General features: G+C 75.5%; 1 protein-coding gene (cut by a window edge). It reads right to left on the reverse strand.

The window, feature by feature from the left end; translation table 11 throughout:
• Nucleotides 1-15,464: the 3' portion of a type I polyketide synthase gene (locus tag ACTYVM_RS29335; protein ID WP_445528856.1), read on the reverse strand. It continues 12,937 nt past the right edge of the window; only the last 15,464 of its 28,401 coding nucleotides appear in the window; its start codon lies beyond the right edge, outside the window; it ends in the stop codon at nucleotides 1-3.

The following is a 15,464-nucleotide window of genomic DNA, read 5'->3' on the forward strand; positions in this document are numbered from 1 at the left end:
CTACAGGTCGGACTGGCCGTTGAGCGCGGCCCGCACCAGGTCTGCCACTGTCATCGAGTCGACGGACTCGCCGTCTTCGTCGTCGCCGGCCCCACCACCGCGTCCGGCGAGCTGGAGCAGCGGCTCCAGGACACCGATCTCACGCAGTCGGTCGAGCGGGACGGAGGCCAGTACGGCCCTGATCTCGGTCTCCTCGTCGGACACGGCCGGCCCGGCCTCGTCGGGGGTGAGCTGGGCGAGGACGAACTCGCCCAGCGCCAGCGGCGTCGGGTGGTCGAAGACCAGCGTCGCGGGCAGGCTCAGACCGGTCTCGGCGCCGAGCTGGTTGCGCAGTTCGACCGCGCCCAGCGAGTCCACCCCGAGGTCCCGGAAGGACCGTTCGGCTCCGACGGCGTCGATGTCCGGGTAGCCGAGGACCTGCGCGGCACGGGTGCGCACCAGGTCCACGACGGTGTCCAGGCGGCGGGCCGGCGCCATGCCCGCCAGCCGGTCGGCGAGGGTGCCCTCCGGGGACGCCGGCGCCGCGGCGGCGACGGTCTCCCGGTAGCCGGGGAACTCCCGCAGCAGGGCGCTCGGCCGGGCGCCGCCGAAGGCGGAGGCGAACCGGTCGAGGTCGACCTCGGCGACCACCGCGGTCGGCTCCTTGCCGGTGACCAGCCGCAGCAGCGACTCCACGGCGAGGTCCGGGTCCATGGCGGCGACGCCGGCCCGGCGGGCCGCGTCGTCCGCGCCGTGGCCCTCGGCCATGCCGCCGCCGCCCCAGGCGCCCCAGGACACGGAGGTCGCGGGCAGGTTCTGCACCCGGCGGGCCTCGGCGAGGGCGTCCAGGACCGCGTTGGCCGCCGCGTAGTTGGCCTGGCCGGGGTTGCCGACCGCGGAGGAGGCGGACGAGAACAGGACGAACGCGGCCAGGTCGAGGTCGCGGGTCAGCTCGTCGAGGAGCAGCGCCGAGGTCACCTTCGCGCGGAACACCTTCTGGTACCGCTCCGGGGTGAGCCGGTCGATGACGCCGTCGTCGAGCACGCCCGCCGCGTGCAGCACCGCGGTCAGCGGCCGGTCGGCCGGGATCGCGTCCAGCACCGCGGCCAGCTGGCCCCGGTCGGAGGCGTCGCAGGCGGCGAGGGTGACGCCGGTGCCGAGCGCCTGGAGTTCGTCGCGCAGGGCGGTGGCGCCGGGCGCCTCGGCTCCGCGGCGGCTCAGCAGCACCAGGTGCTGGACGCCGTCCTTGGCCAGTCGGCGGGCCACATGGGCGCCGATGGCTCCGGTGCCGCCGGTGATCAGCACGGTGCCGGTCGGGTCCCAGGCGCCGCTCTGTCCGCGGTCCGGGGCCGGCACCAGGCGGCGGGCGAGGACGGCGGAGCCGCGCACGGCGACCTGGTCCTCCCCGTCGAGTCCGGCGAGGACGGCGGCCAGTCCGGCGGCGGCCCGTTCGTCGGCGCGCTCCGGCAGGTCCACCAGGCCGCCCCAGCGGTTCGGGTACTCCAGCGCGGCCACCCGGCCCAGGCCCCACACGGCGGCCTGGAGCGGCCGGCGCGGACGGTCGGAGCGGTTGGCGGACACGGCGCTGCGGGTGACGCACCACAGCGGGGCCTCGATCCCGGCGTCGCCGAGCGCCTGGAGCAGCGTGCCGGTGAGGGCGACGCCCTCCGGCACATCGCCGTGCACGGTCTCGCGCAGGGCCAGCAGGGAGACGACGCCGCCGAAGCGGGTGCCCTCCCCTGCGGCCTCCCGCAGGGTGGCGGCCATGGCCTCCCGGCCGTCGGCGCCGACCTCGGCGCGCACCACCCGGGTGCCCAGGGCGTCCAGCGCGGTCGTCACCCACGGGTCCTCGCCGAGGCCCTCGGGGACGACGGCCAGCCAGGTGCCGGTGAGCGGCTTGCGGTGGGCCATCGCCGCGCCGGTCAGCCGCTTCCAGACGATGCGGTGGCGCCAGCTGTCGAGCTGGGTCTCCTCGGAGGTGCGGCGGCGCCAGTCGAGCAGCGCCGGCAGCACCTTGGACAGGGCGTCGCCCTCGACGTCGAGTACGGACTCGAGCGAGCCGAAGTCCTCCTGTGCGACGGCGTCCCAGAAGGCGCTGTCGGTGCCGTCGGCCTCCCCGGCGGTCGCGCCGCCCTGCGGGGCGGTGGGCAGGGTGTCCGGCCAGAACCGGCCGCGCTGGAAGGCGTAGGTCGGCAGGTCCAGCCAGGAGCCGGGGGCGGCGTCGAAGAAGGCGTCCCAGCGGGGTCCGGCGGCGTGCACGTGCAGTCGGCCGAGGGCGGCGACCAGGGTCTCCACCTCGTCGCGGTTGCGGCGCTGCGCGGGGATGCTCACGGTGTCCGGGGCGCTCTGCTCGGCGAGCGCGGACAGCACCGCGTCGGGGCCGAGTTCGAGGAAGACCCGGACGCCACGGGCGGCCAGTGCGGTGACGCCGTCGGCGAACCGGACGGTGCCGCGCACATGGCGCACCCAGTAGTCGGCGTCGCACAGTTCGTCGGCGCCCGCCACGTCGCCGGTCACGTTGGACACGACGGTGATGCGGGGTGCCTCGTAGCGCAGGCTCTCGGCGACCTTGCGGAACTCGGCGAGCATCGGGTCCATCAGCACCGAGTGGAAGGCGTGGCTGACCTTGAGGCGGGAGGTGCGGCGGCCCCGCTCGGCGAGGACGGCGGCCACGGCGAGCACCGCGTCCTCCGCACCGGCGAGCACCACGGAGGTGGGGCCGTTGACCGCGGCGATCGACACCGACTCGGTGAGTTCGGCGGCGACCTCCTGCTCGGTGGCCTCGACCGCGACCATGGCGCCGCCGCGCGGCAGTTCCTGCATCAGGCGGGCCCGTGCGGCGACCAGCCGGCAGGCGTCGTCCAGGGAGAGGACGCCCGCGACATGGGCGGCGGCGATCTCGCCGACGGAGTGTCCTGCGACGAAGTCCGGCGTCACTCCCCAGGACTCCACCAGGCGGTACAGGGCGACCTCGAAGGCGAACAGCGCGGGCTGGGTGTGCCCGGTCTCGTTCAGGGTCTCCTGGTCGCCGTGCCAGACGACGTCCCGCAGCGAGGCGCCGAGGTGGCCGTCGAGCCGGGCGAGGACCGCGTCGAACGCCTCGGCGAACGCCGGGAACCGCTCGTACAGGTCCCGGCCCATGCCGAGCTGCTGGGAGCCCTGTCCGGAGAAGAGCACGGCGTGCTTGCCGGTGCGCTCCACCTGGTGCTCGACGATGTGCGCGGCGGTGGTGCCCTCCGCGACGGCGGTGAGTCCGGCGATCAGCGCGTCCCGGTCGGCGGCGGTCACCGCGGCCCGGTGTTCGAAGACGGCGCGGGTGGTGGCCAAGGTGCGGGCCAGGTCGGTGACCGTCTCCTCGGGGTGTCCCGCCACATGGGCCAGGAGCTTGCGGGCCTGGGCGCGCAGCGCGTTCTGCGAGCGGCCGGACAGCAGGACCGGGACGGGCGAACCGTCCTCGGCGGGCCGGGCGCTCGCCACGAGCTGCTTGACGGGCTCCGGCTGCTCCAGGATCAGGTGGGCGTTGGTGCCGCTGGCCCCGAAGGAGGAGACGGCGGCCCGGCGCACCCGCTCCGACTCGGGCCAGGGGGTCAGCTCGGTGAGCAGGCGGGCGTTGCCCGCGGTCCAGTCGACGTGCGAGGAGGGGTTCTCGGTGTACAGCGAGCGCGGCAGCAGACCGTGCTGCATGGCGAGCACCATCTTGATGACGCCGCCGACACCGGACGCGGCCTGCGTGTGGCCGATGTTGGCCTTCAGCGAGCCGACGAGCACGGGCCGCTCGCGATCCTGGCCGTAGGTGGCGAGCAGGGCCTGTGCCTCGATCGGGTCGCCGAGCTTGGTGCCGGTGCCGTGCGCCTCGACGGCGTCGACGTCGGCGGCCTCCAGGCGGGCGTTGGCGAGGGCCTGGCGGATGACGCGCTGCTGGGCGGGGCCGCTGGGCGCGGTCAGGCCGTTGGAGGCGCCGTCCTGGTTGATGGCGGAGCCGCGCAGCACGGCGAGCACCCGGTGGCCGTTGCGGCGGGCGTCGGACAGGCGCTCGACGACGAGCATGCCGACACCCTCCGACCAGCCGGTGCCGCCCGCGTCCTCGGAGAAGGCGCGGCAGCGGCCGTCGGGCGACAGCGCGCCCTGGGCGCTGAACTCCACGAAGCCGACCGGGGTGGCCATCACGGTGACACCGCCGGCCAGGGCGATCGAGCACTCCCCGGAGCGCAGGGCCTGGGCGGCCAGGTGCAGGGCGACCAGGGAGGAGGAGCAGGCGGTGTCGACGGACACCGTGGGGCCCTGGATGCCGAAGGTGTAGGCGAGGCGGCCGGACAGCAGGCTGGCGGACTGGGCGGTCTGCCACTGGCCGTACTCGGCCGGCGGCCGGTAGTCGCCGGAGCCGCCGCCGACGAAGACGCCGGTGGTGCCGCTGCCGCGCAGGGTGCCGGGGTCGATGCCGGCCCGCTCCAGGGCCTCCCAGGACGCCTCGAGCAGGATCCGCTGCTGCGGGTCCATCACCATGGCCTCGCGCGGCGAGACACCGAACAGACCGGGGTCGAAGTCGGTGGCGTCGTAGAGGAATCCGCCCTGGTCGGTGGCGCTGCGGCCCGGACCGTCGCCGGCCAGGGCGTCGAGGTCCCAGCCGCGGTCGGCCGGGAAGTCGCCGACGGCGTCCACCTCGTCGAGGACGAGCTGCCACAGGTCCTCGGGCGAGTTGACGCCTCCGGGGAAGCGGCAGGCCATGCCGACGATGACGATCGGGTCGTCGCCGGTGGCGGCGGGCGCGGCCACCGGGGCGGCGGTGTCCGTGGCGCCGCCGAGCAGTTCGGTGCGCAGGTGTGCGGCGAGCGCCGCGGGGTTGGGGTGGTCGAAGACCAGGGTCGCGGGCAGCGTGATGCCGGTGGCGGCGGTGAGCTGGTTGCGCAGGTCCACGGCGGTCAGCGAGTCGAAGCCGAGGTCCCGGAAGGGCAGGTCGGGTTCGACGAGCGTGGTGTCCGCGTGGCCGAGGACCAGGGCGGCCTTCTCGCTGACCAGGGCGAGCAGGATGTCGTCCCGGTCGGCGGCGGGCTGCTCCAGGAGCCACCGGCCGTAGCCGTCGGAGGCGGTGGCCCCCTCGGCACGGTCGCGGGCCGCGCCGGCGAGGGCGGTCCTGGCCTCGGGCAGGCCGTCGAACAGCGCGGTGGTCCTGGCCTCGTGGTGCGCCGGGGCGAAGGTGTCCCAGCGGACGTCGGCGACGGTGACCGCGGCGGAGCCGTCGGCGACGGCACCGGCGAGGGCGGTCAGGGCGGCGTCGGCGTCCATCACCGGCAGGCCGTTCATCCGCAGATGGGCGGTGGTCGACGGGTCGGTGAGCTCGGCCCAGGCGTTCCAGGAGACGGCCAGCGCGGGCGTCCCCTCGGCGCGCAGGGCGCGGGCGAGGGCGTCCACATAGGCGCCGCTCGCGGCCTCGTCGGTCCGGCCGCGCACGCCCCAGACCCCGGCGACGGAGCCGAAGAGGACGAACGCGTCCAGGGAGCGGCCGGTGACGGCCTCGGCGAGGGTGTCCACCGGGGCGAGGGCGGCGGCCGGGCCGTCCGCCGGGGTGTCGTCGGCGTACACGACCGCGGTGAGGCCGGTCAGTCCGTCCAGGAGGGCGCGGGTCGCGTCCCGGTCTCCGCCGTCGTACGGGGCGACGGTGACCTCGGCGCCGAGCCGGCCGAGTTCGGCCCTCAGCTCCTCGGTGTCGGTGGCGTCGTCGGCCGGGGAGGTGGTCAGCACCAGGCGGGCGGCGCCCTCGCGGGCGAGCCAGCGGGCGGCGCGGGCGCCCATGGTGCGGGTGCCGCCGACGACGAGGACGGTGCCGTGCGGGCGCCATCCGGAGTCGCCGGGGGCGACGGCGGTGCGCACCAGGCGGCGGCCGAAGAGACCGGCGGCGCGGACGGCGATCTGGTCCTCGGTGCCGGGCTCGGTCAGGTGGGCGGCGAGCAGGGCCGCGGTGGCGGCGTCGGCGTCGGGCGCGAGGTCGGCGAGGCCGCCGAAGCGCTCAGGGTGCTCGAGTGCGGCGACCCGGCCCATGCCCCAGAGGGCGGCCTGGCCGACGGCGGCGGGTGCCTCCCCGGCGACGGAGACGGCGCCGCGGGTGACGCACCACAGCGGGGCGTCGACGCCGACGGCCTCGAGGGCCTCCAGGACGGCGGCCGGTGCGGCGTCGGGGACCGGCAGGGTGCCGGTGCCCGCGGCGAGCAGCGAGACCACGACGGTCCAGCCGGCCGGGTCGAGGTCCGCGAGTTCCCTGGCGAGGGAACCGGAGGTCTCGTCCACGACGAGCGGGTCGGCGCCCAGGGCGGCGACCAGGGTCTCCGCCCAGTCCGTGCCGGCGTGTTCGGCGGGCACCAGGGCCAGGACGCGGCCGACCCCCGCGGGGTGCGCCGGGGTGCCGAGCGCGGTCCAGCTCTCGTGGTAGCGCCAGTCGCGGGCGGTGGAGCGGGCGTCGGTGCGGCGGCGCCAGGCGGACAGCGCGGGCACCATCGTGGTGACGGTGTCGCCGTCCAGGCCCAGGGAGGCCGTGAGGCTCTCCAGGTCCTCCCGCTCGACGGCGGCCCAGAAGGCGGCGTCGACGGGGTCCTGGACGCCGGTGGTGCCGGGCGCGGCGGGCTCGGGCCAGTAGCGCTCGCGCTGGAAGGCGTACGTCGGCAGTTCGACGCGGTGCCCGCCGGTGCCGGCGAACCAGGCGGTCCAGTCGGGTCCGGCGCCCTGGGTGTGCAGGGTGGCCAGGCCCTCCAGGAGGGTGGTCTCCTCGGAGCGGTCGCGGCGCTGGAGCGCGACGACGGTGGCGGGTGCCTCGTCGGCGGACGCGTCCAGAGTCTGCTGGGCGGCGGCGGTGAGCTGTCCGTCCGGACCGATCTCGACGAAGGTGGTGACACCGTCCTCGCGCAGCGCCCGGACCCCGTCGGCGAACCGTACGGTCTCCCGGACGTGCCGCACCCAGTAGCCGGGGGTGAGGAGTTCGGCTCCGGCGGGGGCGCCGGTCACCGTGGAGACCAGCGGGATGCCGGGCTCGTGGTAGGTGAGGGACTCGGCGACCCGGGCGAAGTCGGCGAGCATCGGGTCCATGAGCGGCGAGTGGAAGGCATGGCTCACCCGCAGCCGGGTGGTCTTGCGGTCCTGCGCCTCGAAGTGCGCGGCGATCGCGGCGACTTCGTCCTCGTCACCGGCGACGACCACCGCCGAAGGCCCGTTGACCGCCGCGATCGACACCCGTTCCGTCAGATGCGGGGCGACCTCTTCCTCGGTGGCGCGCACCGCGAGCATCGCACCGCCCCGCGGCAGCTCCTGCATCAGGGAGGCGCGGGCGGCGACCAGCGCACACGCGTCCTCCAGCGAGAACACCCCGGCGACATGCGCGGCCGCGATCTCACCGATGGAGTGACCGGCGACCTGGTCGGGGGTCAGGCCCCACGACTCGAGGAGGCGGTGGAGGGCGACCTCGACGGCGAACAGCGCGGGCTGGGTCCAGCCGGTCTCGTTCAGACGCTCGGCGTCGGGCGTGCCCGGGTCGGCGAACAGGACGTCCCGCAGCGAGAAGTCCAGCGCGGTGTCGAACTGTGCGAGGACCGTGTCCAGGGCGTCGGCGAACGCCGGGTACCGCTCGTAGAGTTCGCGGCCCATCAGGGCGCGCTGGGCGCCCTGGCCGGAGAACAGGAAGGCGGTACGGCCCCGGGTGCGGGACGCGACGGCGCGGGCCGCCTCCCGCACCCCGTCCGGGCCGGCGAGGAGCACGGCGCGGTGCGGGAAGAGGGTGCGGTCGGTGGCCAGGGAGCGGCCGACGTCCAGCGGGGAGAGCTCCGGGTGGGCGGCGGCGTACGCGGTGAGCCGGTCGACCTGGTCCTGAAGGGCCTCACGGCTGCGGCCGGAGACGATCCACGGGACGGTGGTGACCTCGGCGGCGGGGGCGGGCTCGTCGGTGGGCGCGACCACGGGCTCGTCGCTGGGAGCCTGCTCCACGATGACATGCGCATTGGTGCCGCTGACGCCGAAGGCGGAGACACCGGCGCGCCTCGGCCGTCCGGTCTCGGGCCAGTCGCGCTCCTCGGTGAGCAGCGACACCGCGCCGCTGCTCCAGTCGACATGGCTGGTGGGGCTGGTGACGTGCAGGGTGCGCGGCAGGGTGCCGTGCTGCATCGCCAGCAGCATCTTGATGACGCCCGCGACGCCCGCGGCGGCCTGGGTGTGGCCGATGTTGGACTTGACGGTGCCGAGCAGCAGCGGCTGGTCGGTGTCCCGGCCCGGGCCGTAGGTGTTCAGCAGGGCCTGCGCCTCGATCGGGTCGCCGAGGGTGGTGCCGGTGCCGTGCGCCTCGACCGCGTCGATCTCGGACGGCGCGAGACGGGCGTCCGCGAGGGCCTGGCGGATGACGCGCTGCTGGGACGGGCCGTTGGGGGCGGTCAGACCGTTGGAGGCGCCGTCCTGGTTGACGGCGGTGCCGCGGATGATGCCGCGCACCTCGTGGCCGTTGCGGATCGCGTCGGAGAGCCGCTCCAGGACCAGGATGCCGACGCCCTCGGACCAGGCGGTGCCGTCGGCGTCGTCGGAGAACGGCTTGCAGTGGCCGTCGGGGGCCAGGCCGCCCTGGGTGCTGAACTCGACGAAGGAGTCGGGGGTCGACATCACCGAGACGCCGCCCGCGACGACGAGGTCGCACTCGCCGGCGCTCAGCGCGCGGCCCGCCCAGTGCAGGGCGACCAGCGAGGAGGAGCAGGCGGTGTCGATGGTGACCGCGGGGCCCTCCAGGCCGAGGGCGTAGGAGAGGCGGCCGGACATCACGCTGGCGGTGTTGCCGGTGGCGACATAGCCGGAGACGTCCGAGGTCGAGCGGCGCAGCAGGTTGGGGTAGTCCTGGCCGTTGGTGCCGACGAACACACCGGTGGTGGAGCCGCGCAGCGCGGCCGGGTCGATGCCGGCCCGCTCCAGGGCCTCCCAGGTGGTCTCGAGCAGCAGTCGCTGCTGCGGGTCCATGGCGAGCGCCTCGCGGGGCGAGATGCCGAAGAAGCGGGCGTCGAAGTCGGCGACCTGGGCGAGGAATCCGCCGTGCAGGGTGTCGGAGGCGCCGGCGCCGAGGGCCGCGATGTCCCAGTTGCGGTCGTCGGGGAAGCCGGTGATGCCGTCGCGGCCCTCGGTCAGCAGCCCCCACAGCTCCTCGGGCGTGGTGACACCGCCGGGGAAGCGGCAGGCGAGGCCGACGACCGCGATCGGGTCCTCGTCGACGGCCCGGGTGGCGACCGCCTGGGCGGTGGACTCCGGGAGCGAGCCGAGGAGTTCGGCGAGCAGGAAGTCCGCCATCTCGCGCGGGGTGGGGTGGTCGTAGACGAGGGAGGCGGGCAGGCTCAGGCCGGTGAGGGCGTTGAGCGCATTGCGCAGCTCCAGGACGGTGAGCGAGTCGAAGCCGAGGTCGCGGAAGGCCAGGTCGTCGTCGACGGTGCGGGCGTCGGAGTGGCCGAGGACGGCCGCCACCTGGGTGCGCAGCAGATCGAGGACATGTGCGGGGCGCTCCTCGGCGGGCAGGCCGGCGAGCTGCTCGCGCAGACCTGAGCCGGTACCGGCGGCCGCCGCCGGGGCGTTGGCGCCCGCCGTCTCCGGGAGGTCGGCGACGAGCGGCAGCGGGCGGGCCGACGCGAAGGCGCGCAGGAAGCGTTCCCAGTCGATGTCGGCGACGGCGACGGAGGTGTCGCCGTTGTCGACGGCGCGCAGCAGCGCGGCGACACCGGAGGCGGGGTCGAGCGGTTCGAATCCGCCGCGGCGGACCCGGGCGGCGATCTCGGCGGCGTCGGCGACCATGCCGGAGCCGGCCCAGGGGCCCCAGGCCACGGACAGGGCGGGCAGGCCCTGGGCGCGGCGCTGCTCGGCAAGGGCGTCGAGCTGGGAGTTGGCGGCGGCGTAGTTGCCCTGTCCGGCGGCGCCGATGAGGCCGGCGGTCGAGGAGAACAGGACGAACGCGGCGAGGTCGTGGCCGGCGGTGAGGTCGTGCAGATGGCGGGCGGCGACCGTCTTGGCGTGCAGGACAGTGGCGAAGCTCTCCGGGGTCAGCTCGTCCACCACATGGTCGTCGACGACGCCCGCGGTGTGGAAGACGGCGGTGAGCGGCGCGTCCTCGGGCACCGTGGCGAGGAGTGCGGCGAGCGCGTCGCGGTCGGCGGCGTCGCAGGCGGCGACGGTGACGCGGGCGCCCGACTCCTCCAGTTCGGCGCGGAGTTCGTCGGCGCCGGGGGCGTCGGGGCCGCGGCGGCTGGTGAGCAGCAGATGGGCGGCGCCGTCGCGGGCGAGGCGGCGGGCGAGGTGTCCGCCGATGCCACCGGTGCCACCGGTGATCAGCACGGTGCCGGCCGCCGGGTCGAAGGCGGAGCCGACGGTGTCGGCGGCGGGGCTGTGGGCGAGCCGGCGCAGGAAGACGCCGCTGGCGCGGACGGCGACGGCGTCCTCGCCGTCTCCGGCGGCCAGGATCCCGCGCAGTCGTCGGGCGGCCTGGGTGTCGAGGTCCTCCGGGAGGTCGACGCTGCCGCCGACGCGGGCGGGCAGTTCGAGGGCGGCGGCCCGGAACAGGCCCCATACGGCGGCCTGTTCGGGTGCCGTGACCTGCTCGGAGCGGCCGACCGCGACGGCTCCGCGGGTGATGTTCCACAGCGGGGCGTCGATGCGGGCGTCGCCGAGCGCCTGGAGGGCGGTGGCGGTGAGGGTGAGCGCGGCCGGGGCGCCGGGGTGTCCGGCGTCGCCGGGCGCGAGCGCCAGCAGCGACAGCACGCCCTGGAAGGTGTCGCCGTCGGCGGCCTCGGTGAGCCGGGCGGCGAGGGCGGCGCGATCGGTGCCGGTGACCTCCACGCGGACGGTGGCGGTGGCGAGGGCGGCCTCGACATCGGCGGCCCAGGCGGCGGTGGCCTCGTCGCGGTGCTCGGCCGGGACCAGGACGAGCCAGCGTCCGGTGGGTGCGGCACCGGGGGCGCCGCCGCGCGGCTTCCAGGTGACGCGGTAGCGCCAGGAGTCGAGCGCGGACTGTTCGCCGCGGCGCTGCCGCCAGGCGGTGAGCGCCGGGACCATCGCGGTGACGGTCGCGTCGTCCAGGCCCAGGGAAGCGGTGAGGGAGGCGACGTCGGCGTGTTCCACCGCGGCCCAGAACTCGGCGTCCAGTGCGGAGCCGGGGGCGGGGGCGGTGATGCCGGCCGCGGTGGTGTCGGGCCAGTAGCGCTCGCGCTGGAAGGCGTAGGTGGGCAGGGCCACCCGGCGGGCGCCGCTGCCCTGGAACCAGGCGGTCCAGTCGACGTCGAAGCCATGGGCGTGGGCCGCGGCGACGGCGGTGACCAGGGCCTGCTCCTCCGGGCGGTCGCCGCGCAGGGTGGGCAGCAGCGCGGTGCGGGAGGCGTCGGTGAGGCTCTCGCGGGCCATGCCGCTGAGCACACCGTCGGGGCCGAGCTCCAGGAAGGTCTGGACGCCGCCCTGGGTGGACAGCCAGCCGATGCCGTCGGCGAAGCGCACGGCGGAGCGGACGTGGGAGACCCAGTAGTCGGCGGTGCACACCTGCTCGGGGGCGGCCAGGGTGCCGGTCACATGGGAGACGAACGGGATCGACGGCGCGTGGTACGTGAGGGTACGGGCCACGGCGGCGAAGTCGTCCAGCATCGGGTCCATGAGCGGCGAGTGGAAGGCATGGCTCACCCGCAGACGCTTGGTGCGGCGCCCCTGTTCGGCGAAGTGCGCGGCGAGGGCGAGCACGGGCTCCTCCTCGCCGGCGACGACGACGGACCGGGGCCCGTTGACGGCGGCCACGGAGACCTGGTCGGTGAGGCCCTCCAGGTGCGGCAGCACCTCGTCCTCGGCGGCCTCCAGGGCGACCATCGCGCCGCCCTCGGGCAGGGCCTGCATCAGCCGGCCGCGGGCGGCCACCAGGGTGCACGCGTCGTCGAGGTCGAGGACGCCGGCGACATGCGCGGCGGCGATCTCACCGACGGAGTGCCCGGCCAGGTAGTCGGGGGTGACGCCCCACGACTCCAGCAGCCGGAACAGCGCCACTTCGAGGGCGAACAGCGCGGGCTGTGCGTAGCCGGTGCGGTCGAGCAGGGCGGCGTCCTCGGAGCCCTCGGCGGCGAACAGCACGTCACGCAGGGGGCGTTCGGTGGTGCCGTCGATCCGGGCGAGGACCGCGTCCAGGGCGTCGGCGAACACCGGGTGGCGCTCGTAGAGTTCGCGGCCCATGCCGAGGCGCTGGCTGCCCTGTCCGGTGAACAGGAAGGCGGTGCGTCCGCGGCCGGTGCGGCCCTGGACGAGTCCGGCGCCGGGCAGTGCGTCGCGCAGTGCGGTCAGACCGCGCACCAGTGTCTCGTGGTCGTCGGCGACGACCGCGGCGCGGTGCTCGAGGGCGGCGCGCGAGGTGGCGAGGGAGAACGCCAGATCGGTCGGGTGGATGCCGGGGCGCTCGGCCAGCAGCTCCAGCAGGGCTCCGGCCTGGGCGCGCAGGGCCGCCTCACCGCGTCCGGAGACGAGCACGGGCACCAGGGCGTCCCGCGGTGCGGGGGTGTCCTCGGCGGCCGGGGCGTCGGCGGCGGGGGCCTGCTCCAGGACGGTGTGGACATTGGTGCCGCTGAGGCCGAAGGACGACACCGCGGCGCGGCGCGGACGGCCGGTCTCGGGCCATTCGGTGCGCTCGGTGAGCAGCTGGATGGTGCCGGAGGACCAGTCGACATGGGTGGACGGCTGGTCGATGTGGAGCGACTTGGGGGCGACGCCCTCCCGGAGGGCGTGGACCAGCTTGATGATGCTGGCGACGCCGGAGGCCATCTGGGTGTGGCCGATGTTGGACTTCACCGAGCCGAGCAGCACGGGCCGCTCGGGGTCGCGGTCCTTGCCGTAGGTGGCGAACAGGGCCTGCGCCTCGATCGGGTCGCCGAGGGCGGTGCCGGTGCCGTGGCCCTCCAGGACGTCGATGTCGTTCGCCTCGACGCCCGCGTTGGCGAGGGCCTGGCGGATGACGCGCTGCTGGGAGGGGCCGTTGGGGGCGGTCAGTCCGTTGGAGGCGCCGTCCTGGTTCACGGCGGAGCCGCGGATGACGGCGAGGACCTCGTGGCCGTTGCGGCGGGCGTCGGAGAGTCGCTCCAGCAGGATCAGGCCGACGCCCTCGGCGAGGGTCATGCCGTCGGCGCCCTCGGCGTACGCCTTGCAGCGGCCGTCCTCGGCGAGGGCCCGCTGCCGGCTGAAGCCGATGAACGACATGGGGGTGGACATGATGCTGGCACCGCCGGCGAGGGCGAGGGTGCTCTCTCCGTTGCGCAGCGACTGGCAGGCCAGGTGGATCGCCACCAGCGAGGACGAGCACGCGGTGTCGAGAGTGACGGCCGGGCCCTCGAGGCCGAAGAGGTAGGAGACTCGGCCGGACAGCACGCTGGGCAGCGAGCCGGTGATCATATGGCCCTCGGAGCCCTCGCTGCCGGGCACGGCGGCGCCGTAGTCCTGGTAGCTGGCGCCGATGAAGGTGCCGGTGAGGCTGCCGCGCTGGGCGACCGGGTCGAGGCCGGCGTTCTCGAAGACCTCCCAGGCCGTCTCGAGGAGCAGGCGCTGCTGCGGGTCCATCGAGAGGGCCTCGCGGGGCGAGATGCCGAAGAAGCCGGGGTCGAAGTCGGCGACGTCGCGCAGGAAGCCGCCCTGGACCGAGTAGGTGCGGCCGGAGGCGTCCGGGTCGGGGTCGTAGAGGACCTCGGCGTCCCAGCCGCGGTCGGCCGGGAAGACGGAGACCGCGTCGACCTCCTCCAGCGAGACCCGCCACAGCTGCTCGGCGGAGGTGATGCCGCCGGGGTAGCGGCAGCTCATGCCGACGATGGCGATCGGGTCGTCGTCGACGGGCGCTCCGGCGGTGACGGCGACGGCGCCCGCGGAGTGGACGTCGGCCAGTTCGGAGTGGAGGAAGCCGGCCAGGGCGGCCGGGTTCGGGTAGTCGAAGACCATCGTGGACGGCAGCGTCAGCCCGGTGACGGACGCGAGCCGGTTGCGCAGCCCGACGGCGGTCAGCGAGTCGAAGCCGACGTCGCGGAAGGCCCGCTGGTCGGTGAGGTCGTCGGCGGAGGACAGGCCGAGCACGGAGGCGGCCTCGGTGCGGACGGTCTCCAGCAGCTTGCGGTGCTGTTCGGCGGCGGGCAGGGCCAGCAGCGCGGCGGCGAACTCGCCCCGGGCGGGGTCCCCGGCGCTCTGCGCGGCAGCGGCGGTGAGCTGCTGCACCTCGGGGACCTCGTCGAACAGCGGGGTGGGCCGGGCCGAGGTGTAGACGGGGTGGTACGTCTCCCAGTCGACGTCGGCGACCGCGATGACCTGCTCGTCGTCGTCGAGGGCCCGCTTGAGGCCGCTCAGCGCGAGCTGCGGGTCCATGAACTCCAGGCCGCTGCGGCGGATCATCTGCGGGTCGACGCGGCCGAGCTGGAGGTCGTCGGCCCAGATGCCCCAGGACAGCGACAGGGCGGTCAGGCCGCGGGCGCGCCGGTGCTCGGCGAGGGCGGCCAGATAGGCGTTGCCCGCGACATACGCGGCGTGCGCGCCGCTGCCCCACATGCCGGCGGTGGAGGAGTACAGGACGAAGTCGTCCAGTTCCTCGTCGTCGAGGAGTTCGTCGAGGATCTGCGCGCCGGTGACCTTGGCGGCGAGAACGCGGTCGAAGTCGTCGAGGGTGGTGGCGTCGAGGGTGTGCAGTTCGATGGTGGCCGCGGTGTGCACGACCGTGCGGACGGTGCGGCCCTCGGCCTTCAGGCTTTCGAGGAGGGCGGCGACGGCGTCGCGGTCGGTGATGTCGCAGGCGGCGAGGGTCGTCTCGGTGCCGCGTTCCTCCAGCTCGGCGCGGAGTTCGGCGGCGCCGGGCGCCTCGGGGCCGCGCCGGCTGACCAGGACCAGGTGCTCGGCGCCCTGCTCGGCGAGCCAGCGCGCCAGGTGCGGGGCGAGGGTGCCGGAGCCGCCGGTGACCAGGGTGGTGCCGCGCGGCTTCCAGTCGCGGGCGGAGCCGTCGGGGGCGGCGTCGGCGCGGACGATACGGCGGGTGAAGACGCCGGAGGAGCGCAGGGCGATCTGGTCGTCGTCGCCGAGCGCGCCGGCGAGGACGGCGGCGAGCCGCTGGCCGGCGCGGGCGTCCAGCGTCTCGGGCAGGTCGACGACACCGCCCCAGCGTCCCGGGCACTCCAGCGCGGCGGTCCAGCCGATGCCGGCCACCTGGGCCTGGACGGGCGCGGTGACCTTGTCGGAGCGGCCGGTGGAGACGGCGCCGCGGGTCAGCGCCCACAGCGGGGTCTCGATGCCGGCGTCGCCGAGCGCCTGGACGAGGGCGACGGTGAGGGCGACCCCGAGGACGAGTCCGGTGCCGGGGACGGCACCGGTCCGCTCGGCGCCCGCGAGGACGGAGACGATGCCGGTGAGGCCGTCGGTGTCGGTGAGGCGCTCGCGCAGCACGGCGCGGTCGGTGCAGCTCTCGTCGAGGACGAGCCGGCGCACCTGGGCGCCGCCCGTCT

Source organism: Streptomyces cyslabdanicus, assembly GCF_052663305.1.